Origin of the sequence: Vibrio sp. DW001 (assembly GCF_029016285.1) — a bacterium.
Lineage (GTDB): Bacteria > Pseudomonadota > Gammaproteobacteria > Enterobacterales > Vibrionaceae > Vibrio.
Map to the genome: position 1 here is coordinate 1,155,509 of NZ_CP091975.1, position 23,082 is coordinate 1,178,590.

The 23,082-nt window shown below is 40.1% G+C and carries 25 protein-coding genes; 21 read left to right on the forward strand and 4 right to left on the reverse strand.

Annotated elements, in window-relative coordinates:
• The first annotated feature begins 107 nt into the window (after positions 1–107).
• On the forward strand, positions 108–1,043 hold the full coding sequence (locus L3V77_RS05560; RefSeq protein WP_275136112.1) for an AEC family transporter: 936 nt from the start codon (positions 108–110) through the stop codon (positions 1,041–1,043).
• 141 nt (positions 1,044–1,184) lie between these two features.
• Here L3V77_RS05560 and L3V77_RS05565 read toward each other — a convergent pair whose 3' ends face one another.
• Entirely contained in the window at positions 1,185–1,925 is a 741-nt protein-coding gene (locus L3V77_RS05565; protein WP_275136113.1) for a YciK family oxidoreductase, read from the reverse strand.
• A gap of 87 nt (positions 1,926–2,012) precedes the next feature.
• On the opposite strand from L3V77_RS05565, the gene sohB reads away from it, so the two are divergent.
• The 8 genes from sohB (at position 2,013) to pyrF (ending at position 8,628) form a co-directional block, all read left to right on the forward strand.
• Positions 2,013–3,074, forward strand: a complete 1,062-nt coding sequence (gene sohB, locus L3V77_RS05570; RefSeq protein ID WP_275136114.1) for a protease SohB — start codon at positions 2,013–2,015, stop codon at positions 3,072–3,074.
• Positions 3,075–3,344: 270 nt separating this feature from the next.
• A complete protein-coding gene (gene cmk, locus L3V77_RS05575; RefSeq protein WP_275136115.1) occupies positions 3,345–4,022 on the forward strand; it encodes a (d)CMP kinase in 678 nt (225 codons plus the stop codon).
• Between the two features lie 104 nt (positions 4,023–4,126).
• Entirely contained in the window at positions 4,127–5,806 is a 1,680-nt protein-coding gene (gene rpsA, locus L3V77_RS05580) for a 30S ribosomal protein S1 (RefSeq protein WP_195702781.1), read from the forward strand.
• A 74-nt stretch (positions 5,807–5,880) separates the two neighbouring features.
• The gene (gene ihfB / locus L3V77_RS05585) at positions 5,881–6,162 is read left to right on the forward strand and encodes an integration host factor subunit beta (protein ID WP_195702782.1); all 282 of its coding nucleotides are present in this window, start codon (positions 5,881–5,883) and stop codon (positions 6,160–6,162) included.
• A 131-nt stretch (positions 6,163–6,293) separates the two neighbouring features.
• Positions 6,294–6,569, forward strand: coding sequence for a lipopolysaccharide assembly protein LapA domain-containing protein (locus tag L3V77_RS05590; RefSeq protein ID WP_275136116.1), 276 nt, complete (start codon positions 6,294–6,296; stop codon positions 6,567–6,569).
• 23 nt (positions 6,570–6,592) lie between these two features.
• Positions 6,593–7,762, forward strand: a complete 1,170-nt coding sequence (lapB, locus tag L3V77_RS05595; protein ID WP_275136117.1) for a lipopolysaccharide assembly protein LapB — start codon at positions 6,593–6,595, stop codon at positions 7,760–7,762.
• Positions 7,752–7,910, forward strand: a complete 159-nt coding sequence (locus tag L3V77_RS05600; RefSeq protein ID WP_275136118.1) for a hypothetical protein — start codon at positions 7,752–7,754, stop codon at positions 7,908–7,910. The genes lapB and L3V77_RS05600 overlap by 11 nt, the downstream gene beginning before the upstream one ends.
• A gap of 19 nt (positions 7,911–7,929) precedes the next feature.
• A complete protein-coding gene (gene pyrF, locus L3V77_RS05605) occupies positions 7,930–8,628 on the forward strand; it encodes an orotidine-5'-phosphate decarboxylase (RefSeq protein ID WP_275136119.1) in 699 nt (232 codons plus the stop codon).
• A gap of 139 nt (positions 8,629–8,767) precedes the next feature.
• On the opposite strand, the gene L3V77_RS05610 is transcribed toward pyrF, so the two are convergent.
• Positions 8,768–9,535 carry a tRNA isopentenyl-2-thiomethyl-A-37 hydroxylase MiaE gene (locus L3V77_RS05610; RefSeq protein ID WP_275136120.1) on the reverse strand — a complete coding sequence of 256 codons (768 nt, stop codon included), beginning with the start codon at positions 9,533–9,535 and terminating at the stop codon, positions 8,768–8,770.
• Positions 9,536–9,718: 183 nt separating this feature from the next.
• Here L3V77_RS05610 and L3V77_RS05615 point away from each other — a divergent pair, with 183 nt between their 5' ends.
• From L3V77_RS05615 to L3V77_RS05655, 9 genes are all read left to right on the forward strand, one after another.
• Positions 9,719–10,633 carry a dialkylrecorsinol condensing enzyme gene (locus tag L3V77_RS05615; protein ID WP_275136121.1) on the forward strand — a complete coding sequence of 305 codons (915 nt, stop codon included), beginning with the start codon at positions 9,719–9,721 and terminating at the stop codon, positions 10,631–10,633.
• A 2-nt stretch (positions 10,634–10,635) separates the two neighbouring features.
• Entirely contained in the window at positions 10,636–11,784 is a 1,149-nt protein-coding gene (locus L3V77_RS05620) for a beta-ketoacyl-ACP synthase III (protein ID WP_275136122.1), read from the forward strand.
• Entirely contained in the window at positions 11,784–12,197 is a 414-nt protein-coding gene (locus L3V77_RS05625) for a hypothetical protein (RefSeq protein WP_275136123.1), read from the forward strand. The genes L3V77_RS05620 and L3V77_RS05625 overlap by 1 nt, the downstream gene beginning before the upstream one ends.
• A gap of 132 nt (positions 12,198–12,329) precedes the next feature.
• The gene (locus L3V77_RS05630; RefSeq protein ID WP_275136124.1) at positions 12,330–13,337 is read left to right on the forward strand and encodes a BtrH N-terminal domain-containing protein; all 1,008 of its coding nucleotides are present in this window, start codon (positions 12,330–12,332) and stop codon (positions 13,335–13,337) included.
• Positions 13,330–14,253 carry an ABC transporter ATP-binding protein gene (locus tag L3V77_RS05635; protein ID WP_275136125.1) on the forward strand — a complete coding sequence of 308 codons (924 nt, stop codon included), beginning with the start codon at positions 13,330–13,332 and terminating at the stop codon, positions 14,251–14,253. Before L3V77_RS05630 ends, L3V77_RS05635 begins: the two co-directional genes overlap by 8 nt.
• Complete coding sequence (locus L3V77_RS05640) at positions 14,246–15,403, forward strand: ABC transporter permease (protein WP_275136126.1); 1,158 nt, start codon at positions 14,246–14,248, stop codon at positions 15,401–15,403. Before L3V77_RS05635 ends, L3V77_RS05640 begins: the two co-directional genes overlap by 8 nt.
• Positions 15,400–15,669, forward strand: coding sequence for an acyl carrier protein (locus L3V77_RS05645; protein WP_275136127.1), 270 nt, complete (start codon positions 15,400–15,402; stop codon positions 15,667–15,669). Before L3V77_RS05640 ends, L3V77_RS05645 begins: the two co-directional genes overlap by 4 nt.
• Positions 15,670–15,674: 5 nt before the next feature.
• Complete coding sequence (locus L3V77_RS05650; RefSeq protein WP_275136128.1) at positions 15,675–16,817, forward strand: beta-ketoacyl synthase N-terminal-like domain-containing protein; 1,143 nt, start codon at positions 15,675–15,677, stop codon at positions 16,815–16,817.
• Positions 16,814–17,671, forward strand: coding sequence for a hypothetical protein (locus L3V77_RS05655; RefSeq protein WP_275136129.1), 858 nt, complete (start codon positions 16,814–16,816; stop codon positions 17,669–17,671). The genes L3V77_RS05650 and L3V77_RS05655 overlap by 4 nt, the downstream gene beginning before the upstream one ends.
• 97 nt (positions 17,672–17,768) lie before the next feature.
• Here the strand turns inward: L3V77_RS05655 and L3V77_RS05660 are convergent, their stop codons facing one another.
• Entirely contained in the window at positions 17,769–18,530 is a 762-nt protein-coding gene (locus tag L3V77_RS05660; protein ID WP_275136130.1) for a DNA repair protein, read from the reverse strand.
• 305 nt (positions 18,531–18,835) lie between these two features.
• Here L3V77_RS05660 and cysB point away from each other — a divergent pair, with 305 nt between their 5' ends.
• Positions 18,836–19,810: an HTH-type transcriptional regulator CysB gene (gene cysB / locus L3V77_RS05665; protein ID WP_195702796.1), complete on the forward strand. Its 975-nt coding sequence runs from the start codon at positions 18,836–18,838 to the stop codon at positions 19,808–19,810.
• A 51-nt stretch (positions 19,811–19,861) separates the two neighbouring features.
• On the forward strand, positions 19,862–21,064 hold the full coding sequence (locus L3V77_RS05670) for a methyltransferase (protein WP_275136131.1): 1,203 nt from the start codon (positions 19,862–19,864) through the stop codon (positions 21,062–21,064).
• 178 nt (positions 21,065–21,242) lie between these two features.
• On the opposite strand, the gene ald is transcribed toward L3V77_RS05670, so the two are convergent.
• Positions 21,243–22,367, reverse strand: a complete 1,125-nt coding sequence (gene ald / locus L3V77_RS05675) for an alanine dehydrogenase (RefSeq protein ID WP_275136132.1) — start codon at positions 22,365–22,367, stop codon at positions 21,243–21,245.
• A gap of 156 nt (positions 22,368–22,523) precedes the next feature.
• On the opposite strand from ald, the gene lrp reads away from it, so the two are divergent.
• On the forward strand, positions 22,524–23,018 hold the full coding sequence (gene lrp, locus L3V77_RS05680) for a leucine-responsive transcriptional regulator Lrp (RefSeq protein ID WP_195702799.1): 495 nt from the start codon (positions 22,524–22,526) through the stop codon (positions 23,016–23,018).
• Positions 23,019–23,082: the final 64 nt, after the last annotated feature.

Consider the following 23,082-nt stretch of genomic DNA (forward strand, 5'->3'; position numbering starts at 1 on the left):
AGTAATCAGAGAGATAAACTATTTCTATATAAAATACAGAACCTTGTATAGTATCCGAGTCTAAATCAATAATTCTCACTGAGTGAGTCGTATCTAGGAGTTATTTAATGCATCAGCAACTCATTATGCTGTTCGCACTCATTGTCATGAGTTTTTCTATCGGCTTATGGTTTCAAAAGAAATATGCAGAGATCAATCAATCTCTTAGCGTAACCTTAGGCAAATTTACTTTAACCATCATCATTCCCTACTCAATACTGACCTCTATCTGGCAACTCCCCAAAATAGAATCTCAACTTTTTTATCTTCCTTTAGTAGGGGTTGGGGTCATCTTTCTAGGAGCTCTGGTTGGTTTTGTTGCCGTGAAATGGAAAAAGCTTGCACCTAAACAAGCTGGGGCATTAGTTTCAGTTACCACTATTTATAATTTAGGTGCATTAGGTAACCTGTGTGCTTTTTTTATCTTCGGCGAAAATGGGATAGCGATTGCTGCCCTGTATAAACTAAGTGAGGAGTTAATCTATTTTGCCGGGATCTACCCTTACGCCCGAAAATGCGGAGATCAGCCGCTCAATATTGGTAAAAAATATTTCTGGCGTGACCCTATATTTTTAGCTGCAATCAGTGCTATTTTTATTGGTTTGATGCTTAACTTAAGTGGCCTCAACAGACCGCTGATTATTGGTGATATTAACCAGTATGTGATTCCATTTGGCAGCTTAATGATGGTTTTCTCTGTGGGATTGACATTTAATCTTAAGGGCGGGGATAAGTGGAAAATATTGGCGATACAGGTATCAACATGCCGGGCAGTTCTTGCTCCGGCCGTTGCGATTCTTCTCATTACATTGTTTGATTTGTGGTCAGTATACGATGGGTTGGTTGCTAAGGTATGTATTCTGTTATCGGTTATGCCAACGGGCTTTACTTCAACGATACCAACGGTGTTGTATCGCCTAGACAGCGATCTTGCCAATACGGCATGGTTCTATAGTTATTTGGCTTTTCTTATTGCTTTTCCAATAACAGTGATGCTGCTTTAGAGTGTTAAGCGTTAGCTATAAGGTCTTCTCGAACAATCACTTCGCGTTTGTCTAGGAATGAACGAAGTGACGATTCAAGAAGTGAAGAATCTCTCGATTTAAGAAGCGAACAGAGTGAACACCTAGTCAATCGAGGGGATCCTATTTAGGCTGGGCATCAATACACTGCCCATTTATCTCTTTACCTTCAGGTGCCATTAAATAGAGATAGAGTGGCATAATATCTAACGGTGTTTTTAATAAATGCGAATCCTCTGCTGGATAGGCTGTAGCCCGCATCCCTGTTCGCGTTGCGCCTGGGTTAATGGCATTAACCTTAATCACAGTGTCGGTTAACTCATCAGCAAGGATCTGCATCATACCTTCGGTCGCGAATTTGGAGATTGAATAGGTTCCCCAAAAAGCTCTGCCTTTATGTCCTACGGAAGACGAGGTGTAGACAATGCGCGCATCATCAGAATTATGTAAAATAGGCAATAAGGCCTGAGTCATCAAAAACTGCGCTTTTACATTGATTTGCATCACATCATCAAAGGTGTCTTCACTTATTTGATCGAATGGACTGATGACGCCAAGCAGGCTTGCATTATGTAATACACCATCTAAACGGCCAAACTGCTGTTCAATCGTTTCTGCCATATCAATATAGTTCTGTTTACTTGCCCCTTTCATATCCAATGGAATAATTGCAGGCTGAACATAACCAGCGGCTTCAATTTCATCATAAGTTTGTTCAAGTTTTTTAACGGTACGGCCCAATAGAATAACGGTCGCACCATATTCGGCATAACTAAGAGCCGCTTGCTTTCCTATTCCAGCGCCAGCGCCGGTAACTAAAATGATTTTATCTTTGAGTGCATCTTTTGAGACTGAATAATCCACTTCCATATCCCTATTTTTATTATTTAATGTTGGTTATCATGACAAAGTGATTACAATACACGAATTGAAATGATTGGGGATACTAGATTGGAATTTTTGTTGGACTACGGCCTATTTTTGGCCAAGATTGCGACTTTTGTTGTGGCAGTTATTGCTATTTTAGTGGTTGCAAAAGCAGTCGGTGGGAAACAAGGTGGCCCGAAAGGTGAGTTAGAGATCACCAATCTAACCGAGAGACACAAAGATAACATTGAAGTGATGGAGCATCACTTACATGATGGCACCTTTATAAAAGAGCGCGATAAAGCAGAAAAAAAAGCAGAAAAAGAGAAAGCAAAATCACGAAATAAAGAAGTGAAACAAGCGGTTAAAGAAGGGGCTTTAGAAAGTACACGTGAAGCGCATCTGTTTGTTTTGGATTTTAATGGCAGCATTGATGCTAAAGAAGTCGCGTCTCTGCGAGAAGAAGTCACCGCAATATTGTCTGTTGCTAGAGAGGGTGATGAGGTGTTACTTCGTCTAGAATCGGGTGGTGGAATGGTCCATGGTTACGGCCTTGCGTCCTCGCAGCTTGACCGTATCAAAGCCGCAAATATCCCACTGATTATCTCTGTCGACAAAGTCGCCGCAAGTGGTGGTTATATGATGGCGTGTATTGGTGACAAAATTGTATCTGCTCCTTTTGCCATTGTTGGTTCAATTGGCGTGATTGCTCAACTGCCGAATTTCAACAAACTGCTTAAAAAACATAATATAGAGTTTGAACAGCTCACCGCCGGTGAATATAAACGTACATTGACGATGTTCGGTGAGAACAGCGATAAAGCGCGGGATAAATTTAAACAAGAACTTGAAGAAACCCATGGGCTATTCAAAGATTTCATCCGTGAACGACGTCCTGCACTTGATTTAGAAAAAGTGGCAACAGGTGAGCATTGGTTTGGAACACAAGCTCAAGCGCTAGGGTTAGTGGATGAAATCAGCACATCTGATGATATCGTGGTTAATGCCTGTAAAAAGAAAACGGTACTTTCTGTCCGTTATGTTCAAAAGAAAAAAATGGCGGATAAACTGGCCAGAATCGGTGGCGAAGCCGCAGATCATTTATTGATGAAATGGTTATCTCGTGGACAGAGACCGATAATGTAGAGAATATCAGTGTGTATCGTTCAATAGGTTACATCTGTATACAAGAGTAAAACGTCGTTATTATCTACGATTATTATGTGGGTTAACAAGCTATTAGCTTAATAAAGCACTTGCTTAACCCACTTATAATGACTTGATAGTCAATTATTAAATTTTAAATTTTCCTCCTTCTTTCCTCGCTCCGCTCCTCATTTCGACCTATAATATGCCGCCGATAAAAGTGGTTCTATACGGATAGAATTGCGACACACTTAAGAATTGGAGTAATAAATGTCCTTGAAGAAACCCGTTGTAACTGTTGATGGACCTAGTGGTGCAGGTAAAGGCACGCTATGTATGTTGTTGGCTGAAAAACTCGGTTTTCACTTACTTGATTCTGGCGCTATTTACCGTGTATTAGCTCTTGCGGCTATTCATCATGGTGTCAATACAGAATCGGAAGAGGCGTTAGTACCTTTAGCGACGCATTTAGACGTACAGTTTATCGCGGAAGGTGATTTGGTTAAGGTTATTTTAGAAGGGGAAGATGTCTCTTCAGAGCTCCGTAAAGAAGAGACGGGTACCGCAGCATCAAAAGTGGCGGCATTACCACGAGTCCGTGAGGCGTTATTACGACGCCAACGTTCATTTAGCAACGAACAAGGCTTGGTTGCTGATGGGCGTGATATGGGCACGGTAGTTTTCCCAAATGCTGAAGTGAAGATCTTCCTTGACGCAACGGCTGAGGAAAGGGCGGATAGACGCCTTAAGCAGTTGCAAGAAAAGGGGTTAAGTGTTAAATTTGACCACCTTTTACGCGAGATACAGGAGCGTGATGACAGAGACCGCAACCGTGCGGTGGCTCCGTTACGTCCTGCTGATGGCGCATTAGTGCTTGATTCCACTACACTTTCTATAGGTGAAGTGGTTGATCAAGCGCTTGAATATATCGAATCTAAATTGTCTTAATTTAAGAGGCAATAGGAGGTCGGTCGCAAGGATGATGACTGGCTATTTTATCAACCCCACGCGGTAGGATGCCCGTGGAAGTTTAATAATTGAAGATCAAATTAATGACTGAATCTTTCGCTCAACTCTTTGAAGAGTCTCTAAACGAACTAGAACTTCGCCCAGGTACCATTGTTAAAGGTACTGTAGTTGCTATCGAGAACGGTTTCGTTCTTGTTGATGCTGGCCTAAAATCAGAATCTGCTATCCCAGCAGAGGAATTCAAGAACGCTGCTGGCGAACTTGATGTTGAAATTGGTTCAGAAATCGACGTAGCACTTGATGCTGTTGAAGATGGCTTTGGTGAAACTAAACTTTCTCGTGAGAAAGCTAAGCGTCACGAAGCTTGGATCGTTCTTGAGAAAGCATACGAAGAAGCTGAAACTGTTATTGGTATCATTAACGGTAAAGTTAAAGGTGGTTTCACAGTAGAACTAAACGGTATCCGTGCGTTCCTACCTGGTTCATTAGTAGATGTTCGCCCAATCCGCGACACTGCTCACCTAGAGAACAAAGAGCTAGAGTTTAAAGTAATTAAGCTAGATCAAAAGCGTAACAACGTTGTTGTTTCTCGCCGTGCTGTTATCGAATCTGAAAACAGTGTTGAGCGTGACGAGCTTCTTGAAACTCTTCAAGAAGGTAGCGAAGTTAAAGGTATCGTTAAGAACCTTACTGACTACGGTGCATTCGTTGACCTTGGCGGCGTAGATGGCCTACTTCACATTACAGATATGGCTTGGAAGCGTGTTAAGCACCCATCTGAGATCGTAAACGTAGGTGATGAAATCCTAGTTAAAGTTCTTAAGTTTGACCGTGAGCGTACTCGCGTATCTCTAGGTCTTAAGCAACTTGGTGAAGATCCATGGGTAGCAATCGCTAAGCGTTACCCAGAAGGTCACAAACTAACTGGTCGTGTTACTAACTTAACTGACTACGGTTGCTTCGTGGAAATCGAAGAAGGCGTTGAAGGTTTAGTACACGTTTCAGAAATGGATTGGACTAACAAGAATATCCACCCATCTAAAGTGGTTAACGTTGGCGATGAAGCTGAAGTTATGGTTCTTGAGATTGACGAAGAACGTCGTCGTATTTCTCTAGGCCTTAAGCAGTGTAAAGCTAACCCTTGGCAGTCATTCTCTGAAGCGCAAGTTAAAGGCGACAAAGTAACTGGTAAGATTAAGTCTATCACTGACTTTGGTATCTTTATCGGTCTTGACGGCGGCATCGACGGTCTTGTTCACTTATCTGATATCTCTTGGAATGTTGCAGGAGAAGATGCGGTACGTGATTATAAGAAAGGCGATGAAATCTCTGCAGTTGTTCTTGCAGTTGATGCAGAGCGTGAACGTATTTCTCTTGGCGTTAAGCAAATGGAAAATGACCCGTTCAACGCATTTGTTGCTGATAACAAGAAAGGCATCCTAATTAACGCAACTGTAACTGCAGTTGACGCAAAAGGTGCTACACTTGAAATTGCAGAGGGTGTTGAAGGTTACATCCGTGCATCTGAAGTTTCACGTGACCGTGTTGAAGATGCATCTCTAATCCTAAGCGTAGGCGATAGTGTTGAAGCTAAGTTCACGGGCGTTGACCGTAAGAACCGCGTAGTAAACCTTTCTGTTAAAGCGAAGGATGAAGCTGACGAGCAAGAAGCAATGGCGTCAGTGAACAAGCAAGAAGATACTTCTACTAGCGGGTTCACAAATGCTATGGCAGATGCTTTCAAGGCTGCTAAAGGCGAGTAATAATCGCAATTAGGGAGCCTTTTGGCTCCCTTTTTTTATGATTTGACGTTTTTGAAAATGTGATGAGGGTAAATATGACTAAGTCTGAACTAATAGAAAGACTCTGTGCTGAGCAAACACACCTTTCTGCGAAAGAGATAGAAGACGCTGTGAAAGATGTTCTAGAGCATATGGCTTCTACCTTAGAAAGTGGTGATCGAATCGAAATTCGTGGCTTTGGTAGTTTCTCATTGCATTATCGTGAACCTCGTTTAGGTCGTAACCCTAAAACAGGTGATAAGGTTGAACTTGACGGAAAATATGTTCCGCACTTTAAACCAGGCAAAGAGCTTCGCGAACGCGTAGATATTAGCTAGTATCACTCATATAGAGTTATAAAAAAGCGGCATATTTTAATATGCCGCTTTTTTATAAGCGGTTTCCGATGGTTTGTAGACTCAAATTACTGCATAATCAGACGTTAGCGAAATATCTGGAGTAGTGAGTCATGAAAATTATAAAAACGATTCTAGTCATTGCACTTTTTCTTGTGGCATTAGCATTAGGTGCGCAAAATCAAGAAGTCGTCTCTTTTAACTACCTATTGGCACAAGGTGAATTTCACCTGTCTACATTGCTAGGGGTTGTTTTTGTTGCTGGATTTGTACTAGCTTGGCTTATTGTGGGAAGTATGCAATTAAAATCTCAGTTAACCATTCGTCGTTTAAATCGAAAGCTGAAGAAGTCTTCTGTCAATCAGCTTCCGGTCGAGTCGAAAGCTTAATGGTGATATAGCGGTAAGCATCCATGCTTGAACTACTCTTTTTATTATTGCCAATTGCGGCAGCCTATGGTTGGTACATGGGCAACCGAAGTGCACGGCAAGATAAACAAGAACAGTCCCATCAAATTTCCCGGCAATACGTTACGGGCTTGAACCTGCTATTGTCTGATCAATCAGATAAAGCGGTCGATCATTTTATTGAATTACTTCAAGTTGATGCAGAAACTATCGATACTCACTTAGCCCTCGGAAACCTGTTCCGATCTCGTGGGGAAGTTGATCGAGCTATACGAATTCACCAAAATCTTATTTCAAGAAAAAACCTCTCTATAGATCAAAAAAATCTTGCGTTACAACAATTAGCAAAAGACTACATGGTTTCCGGTTTCTTAGATCGGGCCGAAAAAATATTTGAACAATTAGTTGATGAACCTTCTCATAAAGAAGCGGCGTTGACTCAATTGGTGAGCATCTATCAACAGACACGAGAGTGGAATAATGCAATCAAATATGCAACGGCATTAGTGAAACTTGGTCGCAAACGTATTACAGCAAATATTGCCCATTTTTGGTGTGAATTGGCACTGTTAGAGCAATCAGAAAGCAACATAGCTAAATCGATACTCTATTTTAAAAGAGCGCTCTCTGAAGATCCTAAATGCGTAAGAGCCAGTATTTCTCTAGGTAAAATATATCTTGAGAATGAAGATTATAAAGGCACTATCAAGTATATGGAGATGGTGCTAGATCAAGATGCAGACTTTATAAGCGAAGTACTTGAAACGTTGGCCGAGTGTTATCACCATATTGGGCAAGAAGAGCAACTGGTTGAGTTTCTGCGTAAATGTATAGATAAGAAGGCGGGTGTTTCGGCGGAACTGATGTTGGCACAATTGGTCGCACATCATGAGGGTTTTGCCTCTGCTCAGACATTGTTAACCCGGCAGTTACTTCGAAATCCAACGATGAAGGGCTTTCACCGCCTAATGGATTACCATTTAGCCGAAGCTGAAGAAGGGCGAGCTAAAGAGAGTTTAACGACGCTACGGTCGCTTGTCGGCGAGCAGCTTAAAACAAAGCCGCATTACCGCTGCAGAAAATGTGGCTTCTCAACGCATTCACTTTATTGGCACTGCCCATCATGCAAAGGTTGGGGAACCATTAAGCCGATTCGTGGACTTGATGGGGAATAATGAAACCGATGATATTGACGAAAAAGCCGTTATTGATGAGATTGGTGTTGTTGACCAAACCTACGTTGTTGACCAAACCTACGTTGTTGATCAAACCTACGTTGTTGATCAAAAAGTATTAGACCTCCAAATTGGAGGTTTTTTTTGAATATTAGTTAGGAGAGAAAATGTTGGATCAAAAAGTTATTGTGGCTCTGGATTATGATAATCAAGCGGATGCGTTAGCCTTTGTTGATAAGATCGATCCCAATTCTTGTCGTCTTAAGGTAGGCAAAGAAATGTTTACTCTATATGGTCCACAATTTGTACAAGAACTGCATAAACGTAATTTCTCTGTATTTCTTGACCTCAAATTTCACGATATTCCTAATACCTGTTCAAAAGCAGTAAGAGCAGCGGCAGAATTGGGTATCTGGATGGTTAATGTACACGCTAGTGGTGGAGAGAAGATGATGACAGCTTCTCGAGAGATATTAGAGCCTTATGGGAAAGAGAGACCTTTGCTTATTGGTGTCACCGTACTAACCAGTATGGAGCGCTCTGACCTCGCTGGTATCGGAATAGACATGGAACCACAACAGCAAGTGAAACGCCTTGCACTATTAACTCAAAATAGCGGTTTGGATGGCGTGGTGTGTTCGGCTCAAGAATCTTCAATGCTTAAATCTAGTCTGGGCGGTGAGTTTACGTTAGTTACGCCTGGAATCCGACCTGCTGGTAGTGCAGTAGGTGATCAAAAGCGCATTATGACGCCGACAGAAGCGGTTAAAGCAGGCTCTGACTATTTAGTAATAGGCAGGCCTATCACACAGGCAAAAGACCCAGCATTTGTGCTTACAGAAATAAATAACAGTCTGATTGATTGAATAAATACGGGCGCTTAGTTTTTGAATCTGAGTGCCTTTAGTTTTTGGCTATTGAAAGAAACTCGCGTTTTTAGCTTCTTGGATCTAGAAGGGTTTGTTGACGACCGTATTTAACCTGCCATTTTCGAAGACTCAAGACTCAAGACTCAAGACTCACTGGTCTTCCACTGTGGAATTTAAAATCATTGTCTGGTGAGGAGATGAGCTCTGCCTCGATAACGCCCAATTCTTTCACTCGTTCGGAGATATCTCTTCCTGCAATTTGTTCGGCTAGCGCAAGGTAATCTTGGTAGTGCCGTGCTTCAGAGCGTAACAGGGAGATATAAAATTTTTCCAAATCTTCGTCAAGGTAAGGGGCTAGTTTCGCAAATCGTTCGCAAGATCGTGCTTCAATGTAAGCACCGATAATTAATTTGTCGATAAGGGTATCGGGTTCGTAAGTTTTCACCTTTGATAATAAGCCCTTAGCGTATCGACTTGGCCTGATGCTTTCATATTCAATCCCTCTAGACTCAAGGATCTCTAAAACTTGATAAAAGTGATGTAATTCTTCTTTAATCAGCATGACCATTTTGTCGATTAGGTTTTGGCTATATGGTGAATCTGACTTAGCCATAATCGCTTTAGTGACCGTATTCACGCCTTTGAGTGTTGTTGAATTACCGATCTTGCGGTAAGCAATATCCTCATAAGGTTTAAACCACTCAAGTAGAGTCGCTGCGCTTTGGCTATCAACTGCGTATTTTCGTATCAGGTACATAGCCGATTGGCCGGCTTTTAATTCACACATTAGATGATCAAGAAGAATGATTTTGAGGTTTTTTTCTTTTTTGGCTTCTTCTATCCATTGCTCTGGAGTAGGGCAGTATAAAAAAGAGTGTATTGGTTCAAGAAGTTTTTGGTACATCGTTTTTTTTAAAAAATGGTTACGTTGTGAGGTAACTTTATCATGAAATCAGTCCGCTTTAACAAAAACTGTTATAGGAACGCTTACTTGGGTATATAAATTAGCTATTAAGTATTTATTTTAATTATAATTGATATAAAATGCAGGCAATTAATAGACTTATAGTTGTTGCAACTTCCTTTCATGAAAAAAGTTCTCGTTATTTCGCACTCTCAAAGTGGACAATTAACTAAATTTGTTGACTTAGCAATTTCTCCTCTGCGCAAAAGTGATTCGATAAAGGTGGATCATCATCTCGTTGAACCCGTTGTGAAATATCCATATCCATGGTCTTTTTATCCATTTTTTGATGCTTTTCCTGAAGCTATCTATATGAATGGGTGTGAGGTTAACTCAGCCGAAGGTCTGGAAGAGGATTATGATTTAGTGATTATTGCCTATACGGTATGGTTTTTATCCCCATCAATCCCAATTACTGGTTTTTTAAAGACCCCTCAAGCAAAGGCATTAATTAAAGGTAAACCAGTGATTACTTTTATTGCTTGCCGAGATATGTGGGTGATGGCTCAAGAAAAAATGAAAACTGTAATTAAAGAGCTAGAAGGCACGTTAATTGACAATGCAGTATTGACTGATCAGGGCGGTTCTATTTACGCGTTTATAACCACTCCTCGTTGGCTGCTTACCGGAAAAAAAGATCCCTTTTGGATATTTCCGGCGGCGGGTGTTTCAGAAAAAGACTTAGAAGAAAGTGAACGTTTTGGTCACCGAATAGTGTCAGCATTGGATCATGATTTAGAAAAGAAGAAAGAACCCTTACTGACTAAACTTAATGCCGTTTCGGTAAATGGAAAGCTAGTTGGTTCTGAAAAAATAGCAACGCGGTCATTTATGGTCTGGGGAAAACTCATTCAAAAATCGGGTATTCCTGGCTCTTTTCCTAGAAAGGTTGTGATTACTCTTTATGCGATATTTCTTGCCACTATGGTTCTGACATTAGTTCCTATTAACTTACTGGTTAAAAAGCTGATTTCTCCTTTTAGAAAAAAAGCATTTGAAGCAAGTATTACTTATTACGAGAAGCCATCAGGACGTTAAAAATGAACAATAAGGTGTATATCAATGATATTCAGGTCTTTCTACCTAATGAAGCTGTTGATAACAAAGAAATAGAAAATGTTCTGGGACAAGTAGGGTCCCGTCCTTCTCGAGCTAAAAATCTTATATTACGCTCAAACAAAATTAAGCAACGTTACTATGCGATAGATCCTGTAACAGGCGAAACAACACACACTAATACTCAGTTAACGGCTGCCGCAATCCGAAAACTGTCTTCTGACCGTTTTGATATCAATGATATCGAGCTATTAGCCTGCGGTACTACTATCGCGGATCAGATTTTACCTAATCATGCATTGATGGTGCATGGAGAGCTCGGGACTCCAAGTTGCGAGGTGGTGGCAACGTCAGGTATTTGTTTGTCCGGAACCATGTCTTTGAAATATGGTTACATGTCGATCTTAAGTGGACAGAGTAATAATGCTGTAGTCACTGGCTCAGAAAATGCCTCGGCAATGATGCGTGCGAATAAGTTTGAAGCAGAAATTGACACTATGGTGAGTGAGCTAGACCGTCAACCAGAAATCGCTTTTGAGAAAGACTTCCTTAGGTGGATGTTAAGTGATGGCGCAGGTGCCGCCTTATTAACGTCAAAATCTAATCAAAGTGGTATCTCTTTAGAAATTGAATGGATGATGCAGAAGTCCTATGCCAATGAGCTAGATGCATGCATGTATGCTGGGGCTGAAAAGAAAGCAGACGGCAATTTGAAAGGGTGGCGTGAATACGAATCTCAACAATGGCTTGAACGTTCGATTTTCTCTGTAAAGCAGGATGTAAAACAACTTAATGAAAATATTGTTGATTATACAGTAACTAAACCACTCAAAGAGTTGGTTGAAAGCGGTAAAATCTCACCAGATAAAGTGACCTATTTTATCCCTCATTATTCTTCAGGCTATTTTCGTGATCGCTTGTATCAAGGTATGGTTGAAGCGGGCTGTGATATTCCTCAAGAGCGTTGGTTTACAAATTTGTCAACAAAAGGAAACACTGGCTCAGCTTCTATTTATATTATGCTGGAGGAACTTTTTCATTCTGGCAAACTTAATATTGGCGATACATTACTATGTTATGTGCCAGAAAGTGGCCGCTTCTCAACGGCATTTATGCAATTGAAGGTGGTGTAATGGACGCGAAGAAAGTACCTCAAGATCAAATATCGACCTATGCGAGCCATTCAAAAGCGATATATGCAACGGATGAGAACGGTCAGTACTCGGTTGTCGCTTCTACTGGTTGGGATGTGGAAGAAGAAGTGACCAAACAAGCATTAAGTGAGTTTGAACGCTTAGCTATAGAAGCTTATCTGTTGGTAAAAAAGGGTGAAAAGTCGACTTTGTATTACCATATGTTCGCTAAAAGAATGGACCTGATGGTATTGGCTCAATCTGTAGGTTGGTTTCAATGGCGCGTTAAGCGTCATTTTACACCGAAAGTTTTTGCTAAGCTTTCGTCAGCTAAGTTAGCTAAATATAGTGATGTACTCGGGATCTCGGTGCAGGAACTGATTTTACTACCTAACCCTACTGGGGGGTGTTGATCTTTGGTGAATGGAATACGGTTTATCTCTGTTTCAACCTATGGCCTATGAAAGGTATGCTAGACAAATTTTCGAACAGTTATCGAAGGTAGCTGACCAACAGATTCTAATATAAACCAAAAAAGTGTGCCTATGAACAATAATACTCAGTTTAAACATCAACATTATGCACATTGTGAAAGTGGTGTTATGTCCTCTATGTTAACGCATCACGGTTTGCCGTTGTCAGAACCTATGGTGTTTGGCCTATCGAGTGCTCTAGTGTTTGCCTATCTACCTTTTGTAAAATTGAGTGGGCTACCTCTGATCGCTTATCGTTCGATGCCAAAATCGATAATGAAAGGGTTACAAAAAAGTATTGGTTTAAAAATGAAATTGGAAACATTTTCTCAACCAACACTAGGTACAAAAAGGTTAGATGAACTGCTTGGACAAGGAAAGATAGTTGGAGCACAAACATCAGTGTATTGGTTACCCTATTTTCCTGAAGAGATGCGCTTTCACTTTAATGCTCACAATTTGATTGTGGTAGGCAAAAAAGACTCAGTTTATCAGATTAGTGATCCGGTATTTGAGCAGTTTGTGGAGTCGGAAGAGCAAGCGTTGCAAAAAGCTCGTTTTGTAAAAGGATTGATGGCGCCTAAAGGGTCACTTTATTACCCCACGTATATACCAGAAGTCATTGATTACCATAAAGTAATAGAGAAAAGTATAAAGAAAACTGCAAAAACAATGTTGAAAACACCTGTACCAATTGCAGGGTTGAAAGGTATGTACTTCTTAGCAAAACATATTCGTCAGTTAAAAAGCAAAGATGACCATTATGCGACGTTATTTTTGGGTCATATTATTCGCATGCAAGAGGAAATTGGTACTGGTGGGGCTGGCTTTCGTTATATATATGCTTCATTTTTACAAGAGTCTTCCGAGTTAATTCACAATGAAATATTGAGATCTGCTTCTGTTGAAATGACGGAAATTGGTGATGAATGGCGTGAGTTTGCTTTGTTAATAGCAAAAGCGATCAGGCCTAAAAATAAAAAACCGATTGAGTTTGATGGTATTGCAGCAAAGCTTGAATCGATTGCAGAGAAAGAAAAGCAACTTTATCAATTATTGATGCGAGCGTTTAATGATTGAAATTAAGGCGTTAAATAAATCTTATGACGATAAAAAAGCATTAAACGATCTATCCTTAACTATTTCTAAGGATGCTATTTTTGGTTTGTTAGGTCCAAATGGAGCAGGAAAAACTACATTAATTTCTATTTTGAATGGTTTGATTTCACCTGACTCAGGTGAGATTGTTTTTTTCGGCCTGCCACTTAAAAAAAATCTTAAACTGGTGCGTGAACGATGTTCGTTAATACCGCAAAGTTTGGCATTTTACGAACACCTTACGGTGAAAGAAAATTTACTTTTTTTTGCTGGTATGCAAAAGATTAAAGGTAAAGTTCTTCAGGAAAATCTAGCCTATGCGTTAGACACAAACCGCTTATCTTCTATGATGGATCAAACTTCCGCTACGCTTTCCGGGGGGCAAAAACGTAGATTAAATATTGCGATAGGTTTGTTGAATAATCCAGATGTTCTTTTTTTTGACGAACCAACGGTCGGAATTGATCCTGAATCTCGGAATCAAATTCTAGATACTATTAAAGCGTATAAGTCAGATAGAAAAACGGTTGTTTATACCTCACACTACATGCCTGAAATTGAGAAGATCTGCGATAAGGTAGCGATCATTAATGAGGGGGGAATTGTAAAGCAAGGTTCCATTTCATCAATGGTTGATAATGAAGAAGACCAACAAGTAATTATAGAGTTATACGCTCATATTTCTACTCAAATCCCTTCAGCGATTAGTCAACTTGAAAATGTGAATGTTGTGGATGACTCAACATTGGTATTAAGTAATGCAAACAGTGTATTTGTCGGCCATATATTAGCCTTGTTGGAACAACAGCATATAAAAGTTAAGCAACTTCGATTTGGTGCAACCACATTAGAATCTTTATTTATTAATTTGACTTCAAAAAGGCGATCTGATGCTTAAGTCTATGTTAATTAAAGAGTTTTTATTGGTTGGTCGAGATAAGCATGCTTTGGCTGCACTTTTCATTATGCCGGCAGTATTCATCTTGATTATGTCATTGGCTCTTAAAGATGTGATGAATGAAGAAAAAGCACTGATGACGTATGCCGTTTTAGACAATGATAATAGCTCAGTAAGTAAAGCTTTAATTGGTAAGCTGGCTAATTTATCAACATTAGCTAATGTCGAATTAGTTTCAAATGATTATCGCTCTCCTGAAGAGGAAGGCGTACAGTTTATTGTCGATATTCCGGAAGGCTTTGATCAGAATCACCTTCCTCTACATATTAGTGTTGCCGCCAATACTTCTTCATCGTTATTAACCATTTTTAAAAACCAAATTGCACTGAGTTGGATGGAAAATAAGTTGGAGGAAGTTAGCGTTTCAGTTGGTGCTGCGTTTGGAAAAACTGAATTTTCGATGAGCTTTGATGAGAAGTCATTGATGGTAATTCAATATGCTAAATTGTCTCAAGATGAAAAACCAACCTCAACTCAACAGAGTGTGCCGTCTTGGATTGTTTTTGGTTTATTCTTTGTCATTATACCGATGTCGACCATTTTTATTAGCGAGCGAAAACAAAACACTCTAATGCGTTTGAGTACGATGAACGTCACTTTACCCATCCTATTTGGCGGTAAAATTTTACCCTATATGGTCATTAATCAAGTTCAAGTTTGGTTAATGATTGCGGTTGGTATGTTCATAGTACCTCTTTTCGGTGCAGCGCCATTAACTATTGGTGGCTCAGTAATGGGGCTGGTACTGGTTTCGTTATCGTTAAGCTTATCTGCGATTGGTTTATCAATTTTAGTGGCAACTTCGGTCGATAGTATTGAGCAAGCGACGACCATAGGAGGCATTATTAACATTTTACTCGGTGCCATTGGTGGTGTGATGGTTCCAAAATTTGTTATGCCAGAAGCAATGCAAGATTTTGCAAATGTATCCCCCATGTCATGGGGCCTTGAAGGATTTTTAGACATTTTTTTACGTAGAGGCACGGTAATGGATGTGATTTACGAATCCGTAGCTTTAACTATTTTTGGTGTTGTTTCTTTATTGCTTGCGAGTTTGGTTTTTACACATAAACAAAGGAAAAATGCATGAAGGGCTCTTTAGATACAGAGTTTAAACTAAAACTAAAGGCGATGATCTTAGAAGAATGCGATAAAGATGAGATATCTGTACACGAATTGGCTGACAATGTAGTGCTATTTTCCGATCAAAGCGGATTGGACTTTGATTCTGTTGATGGATTGCAGATTTCGATGTTATTGCAACGCCATTTTAATTTACGTTTAGTAGACCCAAAAGAGTTTCGTCGTATTGTCACGACAATTGATCATTTATCTGATCATCTTCAACCAGAATAACAGTAATGATAACTCTTTTAGGTGGTGATTTATTAAGTGCTCTTGGTGAGAAAAAGCAGAGAATAGAGTCTTTACAGCATGGGGCTTATCAGACGGTTGATAAGACGGTTCAAGTATTTGAAGAGTCGCGAACACGGCCGTATTACGCCATTCAGAATAAGGGGGATTTTTATGATCTTTTTGACCCTGTCCCTCACATTATAACTTTAATAGAGTCCTTATTTACACAATATCAAATAAATTCAGAGCAGAGGAAACGGTGCGGTGTGTTTGTCGGTTGTGCAGCGAATGATATCTCTTTGATGGTGCCAATAGGTCAAAGTATCAAAGATCAGGTTTCTCCTTTGTTGGAGCAAAAGCGAGTAGGCAACGGACATTACGCAGGTGTGATTTCAAGATATTTTGGATTGAACGCATTCAGTTTAACTTATAATACCGCTTGTACGTCCAGTTCAAATGCAATGTTAGATGCTTCAGTAATGCTGGAGAGTGGAGTGATTGACTATGCCATTGTGCTGGGCATGGAAATGTTTGCACCACACTCTTTTGAAGGCTTTGTTTCTATGCAGCTATTAGCATTAGAGCAAACAAAGCCATTTGATGCTCAAAGAGATGGGCTGCTGCTTGGCGAAGCTTTGGGTGTACTTTTAATGAGTCGAGATGATATTGCAGGCTCCCCATGGCATTTTCTTGGCGGTGCGAGTGAATGCGAAACATATAGTGTTACAGGAGTTAATGCAGATGGCTCCGGCGTTAAGCGAGTGCTCTCTCAGGCTTTATTAAACAGTCAAGTGAATGCCCAAGATATTACCGCCGTCAAGGTTCATGGAACGGCAAGTCGATTAAGTGATCTAGCTGAAATTAATGGAATGAAACAAGTCTTCGAGCAAGCGCCTAAGTTTTTTTCATTGAAGCCATATATTGGACATACGCTTGGAAGTTGTGGAGTAAGTGAATTGATACTAATGATGGATAGCATTGACAGTGGTTTCATACCGTTTACCCCTAACTTTTCAATGAAAGACAACGAACTGGACTGGACTCCACTGCAGGAAAAACAGATGTGCACTGAAGGGCTTTTTTTACTCAATTGTTTTGGATTTGGTGGGAATAACAATGCACTAATTATCGAAAAAGTATCAACATGATATATGTTCACCGAACGTCAAGTTTTAACCTGAGACAAAATGAAACCCTAGATATCAAAATAGAGTGTAAAAAAGTAGCTCCTGCCTTTGTCCGCCGTACCGACCGTTTTATTCAACTCGGATTATTAGGTGTTGCCGGTATCGCCAAATTTGGAGATATTGATGTGAATACCGCCCTGTTTATGACTTCAGGTCAAGGTAATCTAGCGGTATTTAATCGGTTATGCTTTCAACGTTATGTTGAACAAGTTCCACCTAAGCCTGTTGATTTTATAAATTCATTAAGTAACACCGCAGGGTTTTATATAGCCAAGTATTTAGGATTAGAAAGTAAGAATTTAAATTTAGCGCAACATGGATTTGTTGTTGAAAATGCTCTGTTATTGGTTAAGGCAAGTCTAGATACTAGGCAAGAGACACAAATTTTGTTAGGAGGAGTAGATGAAAAACCTGAGCAGAAAAGTCTACCTCATTCTTATCTAGAAATCACGACTGACCAAGCGATTGGTGAAGGTTCTAATTGGTTACTAATGAGCAATAATGAGCTGGGTGCGGTAGCGAGTATCGAAGTAAATACTTCAGTACTAGATGGGTCAAAGCTTATTGACTACATAATAAAACAGCCGGATATTACTCATATAGCGTTAAGTCAAAGAATAAATGAAGACAATGCTGAGCAGTTGATATTAAAAATGGGAAAGCCGATGTTTAACTGTCTCGATATGTATGACTTTTATGAAACTAATATGTTATTTGTAATGAATAGCTATATAGAGCATAAAAATGGTCTATTGGCTTATATTGATTATTTTGAAGGTGATTATAGGGTGGTATTGATTCAGTCGATAGGGTGAGCATTTACCTTTTTGATATCAGGGTTTTGTAGGGCTGATTGAAAATAAAAAAGGTCGCGAATGCGACCTTTTAAAAAAGCAGATAAAAATGGCCTGATCACCACTTTTTCTTCTCGCCAAACAAAGCTTCCATGTCGCTGTCGCGTTCTTTCTCTTCTTGAGCGACAAGATTTGCATTCTGGCTTTTTTTGTTTTTATCTAACTCATTCAACATACTCTGTAATTTTTCGCGTGCCTTAGTGGAATAAGCGTCGTTCTTAGACATCAAAATATCGATAGCTTTGTTGAGTAGTTGTCTTGCGGTTCCTGTCTGACCTCGTACAACGGCCTCATTGGCTCTCTTAATGACATTCTCAATATTTATCCGCAGTTGAATCGTTTCTAATCGAGCGTTTTCAGCGACGTAACTTTGAGTATTGAAGCGACCTTTATTGTGTTCGCTTCGAATAGTATCTTTTAGGCGTTTAACAAGCTTTAACATGACGATCGCTTGTTTATCACTGCTAGGAACCTTGAAGTTTGTACTCTCCCCACTCGTGTAGTTGCTTTTCAATGCTTGAATTTGATGCTTAATATTCTCGACACGTTGAGCGAGTTGCTTGTTTTTTGGATCAAGCATAAACATGTTTTCTAATGCGTCCAAAATACGGCTGTTTAGGCAGATCAATAAATCTTGGCTATAAGGTAGATGATGAGCATTACCGATGAGATCTTCGGTGGCATCAATAATAGCGAGATAGCGTGATGATTCGACCTTTCGAGAGGATTCAATCTTTGCATTATATTGCAACATAACGTTATAGCCGATTACCATAATCAGCAATATTGCAACGAGGATAACAATTAGACCAATATTCATAAACTTATATCTATCAGGTGGAGAATAAAACTATAGACAGCATACACTAATCTATAAGGGGTCAATAGTCGTATTGACGATGAATATAATTATTAACGTTAAGTTCGCGATTGGTAATAAAAATCGACATATATCGACAAAAATTGTGTGTTTGATTGCAAATAACACCATTAAGTGATTAATCCGGCGACAGATTATTTCGCTCGCTATGCATTTTCACTATCAATTTTTATGATTAAACGTTATAACTATTATTTATAACCTTTGATTATAACGATAGACGGTAAAGGAATACAGGTAACATAATGAAGTTACAGCAGCTAAGGTATATTGTTGAAGTCGTGAATCACAATCTCAATGTGTCCGCGACAGCAGAAAGTCTTTATACTTCTCAACCCGGTATTAGTAAACAAGTCCGTTTGCTGGAAGATGAGCTTGGTATTCAAATATTTGAACGTAGTGGTAAGCACTTGACTCAGGTGACAACGGCTGGTGTTGATATTGTAAGAATTTCAAGAGAAATTCTTTCACGTGTTGACGGTATCAAATCGGTTGCGAGTGAGCACACTAACCCGGAAATGGGCACGTTAAATATTTCCACGACACATACACAAGCTCGTTATGCTCTGCCTGATGTGATCAAAGGTTTTACTGCTCGATACCCTAAAGTTTCTTTGCATATGCATCAAGGGACACCTTCACAAATGTCAGAGGCCGTTGCGAAAGGAACCGCCAATTTTGCTATAGCGACAGAGGCATTGCACCTTTATCATGATGCCATCATGCTGCCTTGTTATCATTGGAACCGATCTATTGTAGTGACAAAAGATCACCCATTAGCACAAAAATCATCACTGACGATTGAAGATCTGGCTGCTTTTTCACTTGTGACTTATGTCTTTGGTTTCACTGGTCGTTCCGAACTAGACACAGCCTTCGATACAGCAGGTTTAACGCCTAAAATTGTCTTTACCGCAACAGATGCTGATGTCATAAAAACCTATGTTAGAATGGGTATTGGTGTTGGTGTCATCGCGAGTATGGCGATTGATCAAATTCAAGATACCGATTTAGTTGTTATCGATGCCAGTCATATCTTTGGGTCTAGTACGACAAGTATTGGTTTTAGACGTGGGACCTTCTTACGGGCTTACATGTTTGATTTTATGGAACGTTTTGCACCACATCTTACTCGCCCAGTTGTTGAACAGGCTATATCACTAAGAAATAATGTCGAAATTGAAGAGATGTTTAAAGATATAAACCTACCAATACGGTAAGCATTTATTTTTATCTGATTCCTCCTACAATTCGCTTTGCTTGGGGGAATCATGCAATCCGTTTTTTTAAAGCTCGAACACATACTCCAACAAAATCAATCCCTGTGGCGATTTGAACCCTTTCATCAGAGTATTCAATCTCAATTAGCATGCTCTGGCGATTATCCAGATTTATGCCAATGGCTATCCTCGCTATCAATAGAGCAAGTGCGACGATACAAATCGTCAACCACTGAATTAATGAATGATGTTACTTCTGTATTTCCACAAGTGGAAGAACTGAGGGGGCTTATTTCATTATCGATGATAACGAAAGATCCGATTTCGTTAGAAAGAGGGCTAGAATCGGGTATTCCAGGCCGAAAACTTGGACAGATTGTATCGATGGGGAGCTTTGCTTTAGCACATCACAAAGGGACCGAGTGGTTAGAATGGTGTTCAGGGAAAGGTTACCTAGGACGAATATTGGCATCGCGTTCGACTCAACCTGTGATAAGTTTTGAATGGCAAATCTCACTGTGTGAAAAAGGACAGCAGGAAGCAATCGAGAAATCCCTTCCTATGACATTTATCCAAGGGGATGCTTTATCGGAAAAAGCACGAGATATTGTCACTTCAAATCAACATGTCGTTGCGTTGCATGCATGTGGCGATCTTCATGTCAGATTGATTCAACACGCTAGCGCAGTAGGCAGCCAAGCTATCTCTATTTCTCCTTGTTGCTATCACCTCATTGAAAATGAAAAGTATCAACCACTTTCAGAGCAGGGTTTACGCTCGACACTTAACCTAACAAAAGCAGAATTACGCATTCCTTTGCAAGAGACCGTGACGGGGGGGAAAAGAGTATCAAGGCATCGAGAAGAAGAGATGCGTTACCGACTAGGGTTTGACCTAGTGTTAAAAAATGTACTTGGTATTGATAGCTATGTTGCCGTCCCAAGTGTCAAAAAATCAATGCTTTCTGAAGGGTTTGAACATTTTTGTAACTGGGCCGCTAAGGAAAAGGACATCATTTTACCCGTTATCGACTTTGCCCTTTGGGAAAGCGAAGGGGGAAAAAGATTTTGGCAAATGGAACGTCAAAGCCTGCTTCAGCAGATGTTTCGTCGAGCTTTAGAATTATGGCTTGTGTATGATCGAGCACTATTTTTGCAACAAAATGGTTATCAGGTTTCAGTTGCAGAATTCTGTGAAAGAGAAGTGACACCACGGAATATTATGATACATGCTGTAAAACGTAGGTGTGCTTAAGCAATTAAATTTGTTTTCCAATTATCACTATGAAAACGAGAAACTGGTTTCATTAGGTATTGATTGGTCAACACTTAGAGTGGACAAAATGCTTCGTCATTCCTGTGAAAACGGGAATCTTGGTGGAATGTCATCCCCACACTTTCGTGGGGATGACGAATGGCCTGAGGTATTCAGCCTAATTAAACATCGCTATAGCTGTTTTCGCTTCTACATATTCAAGTTCAAAGCTCTCAGCAACTTCCTTACATGTCACTTGGCCATGGATAACATTAAGTCCATCTAGGAACCCTTCATCGCCCAGTAAAGCTTCTTTGTAGCCTTTGTCTGCTAATTTTAGGATATAAGGTAGAGTGGCGTTGTTCAGTGCAAAAGTAGAGGTTCTTGCTACCGCTCCCGGCATATTTGCTACACAGTAATGGACCACATCGTCAACGACATAGGTAGGATCTGCGTGAGTGGTTGCGTGTGAGGTTTCAAAACAACCGCCTTGGTCAATGGCGACATCAACGATAGCAGAACCCGGTTTCATGTTGAATATATGTTCCTTAGTGACAAGTTTAGGGGCCGCTGCACCGGGTATAAGTACTGCGCCTACCACAAGGTCAGCTTCCAGAACATGCTTCTCTAAAGCATCCACTGTAGAATAAACCACTTTTGCTCTGCCTTGGAATTCTTCGTCTAATTGACGCAAGGTATCGAGGCTTCTATCTAAAATAGTCACATCGGCGCGCATACCAACGGCCATTCTTGCTGCATTAGACCCCACGACGCCACCACCAATTATAACGACTTTAGCGGGTTCAACACCTGGAACACCTCCAAGTAGAAGGCCGCGACCACCATTCGATTTCTCTAAAGTTTGTGCGCCAGCTTGAATAGACATTCGTCCTGCGACTTCAGACATCGGTGCTAATAGTGGCAGACGACCCATATAATCTGTTACAGTCTCATAGGCTATACAGACAGCTTTGCTCTTGATAAGCTCTTTTGTCTGTGTAAAATCTGGTGCAAGGTGTAAATAAGTGAATAATATTTGCCCTTCACGGAGCATTGCACGCTCTACAGATTGAGGTTCTTTTACCTTTACAATCATTTCTGCTTTAGCGAATACGTCAGAAGCAGTAGGAAGAATGGATGCGCCTACAGCGATGTAATCATCGTCTGAAAAGTCGATACCCGAACCAGCATTGGTTTCAATGTACACCTGATGACCATGTGAAATAAGTTCTCTCACATTTGCTGGGATCATGCCCACACGATACTCGTGGTTCTTGATTTCCTTAGGTACGCCGATAATCATGCTAACTCCTTCTCGATTTGTGGTTGTAACAACTGGGTTTTTAGTTAAAATCCCAAATATACCTCTAGTATAAAGTGTATAAAGCAATATTTGATTCTGTATATTACTAAGTTGTAGTATATTTTTTTGCAGGGAAGTTAAAAGGTGGAATAAAAAATGGCAGACAACTACAAAAAGCCGTCCAAGGAACTAGATCGCATTGATCGCAATATACTAAATGAATTGCAAAAGGATGGTCGTATATCGAATGTAGAACTGTCTAAGCGAGTAGGTCTTTCACCTACACCGTGCTTGGAGCGTGTTCGTCGATTGGAACGACAAGGGTATATAATTGGTTATACCGCATTACTAAATCCACAATATTTAGATGCGTCTTTACTCGTCTTTGTAGAGATTACATTGAACCGTGGTGCACCAGATGTATTTGAACAGTTTAATACAGCGGTACAAAAGTTAGATGATATCCAAGAATGTCATCTCGTATCTGGTGATTTCGATTATCTTCTTAAAACGCGTGTATCCGATATGAGTGCATATCGTAAACTACTCGGGGATACGCTGTTGCGATTGCCTGGTGTGAATGACACTCGTACCTACGTTGTGATGGAAGAAGTTAAACAATCGAACCAGTTGGTCATTCAAACACGATAACTGCGATAGTAGAAAGTTCTAAGTCTGGACAAGGTTCAAATTAAGGCTTTCTACAGGTTGGGTT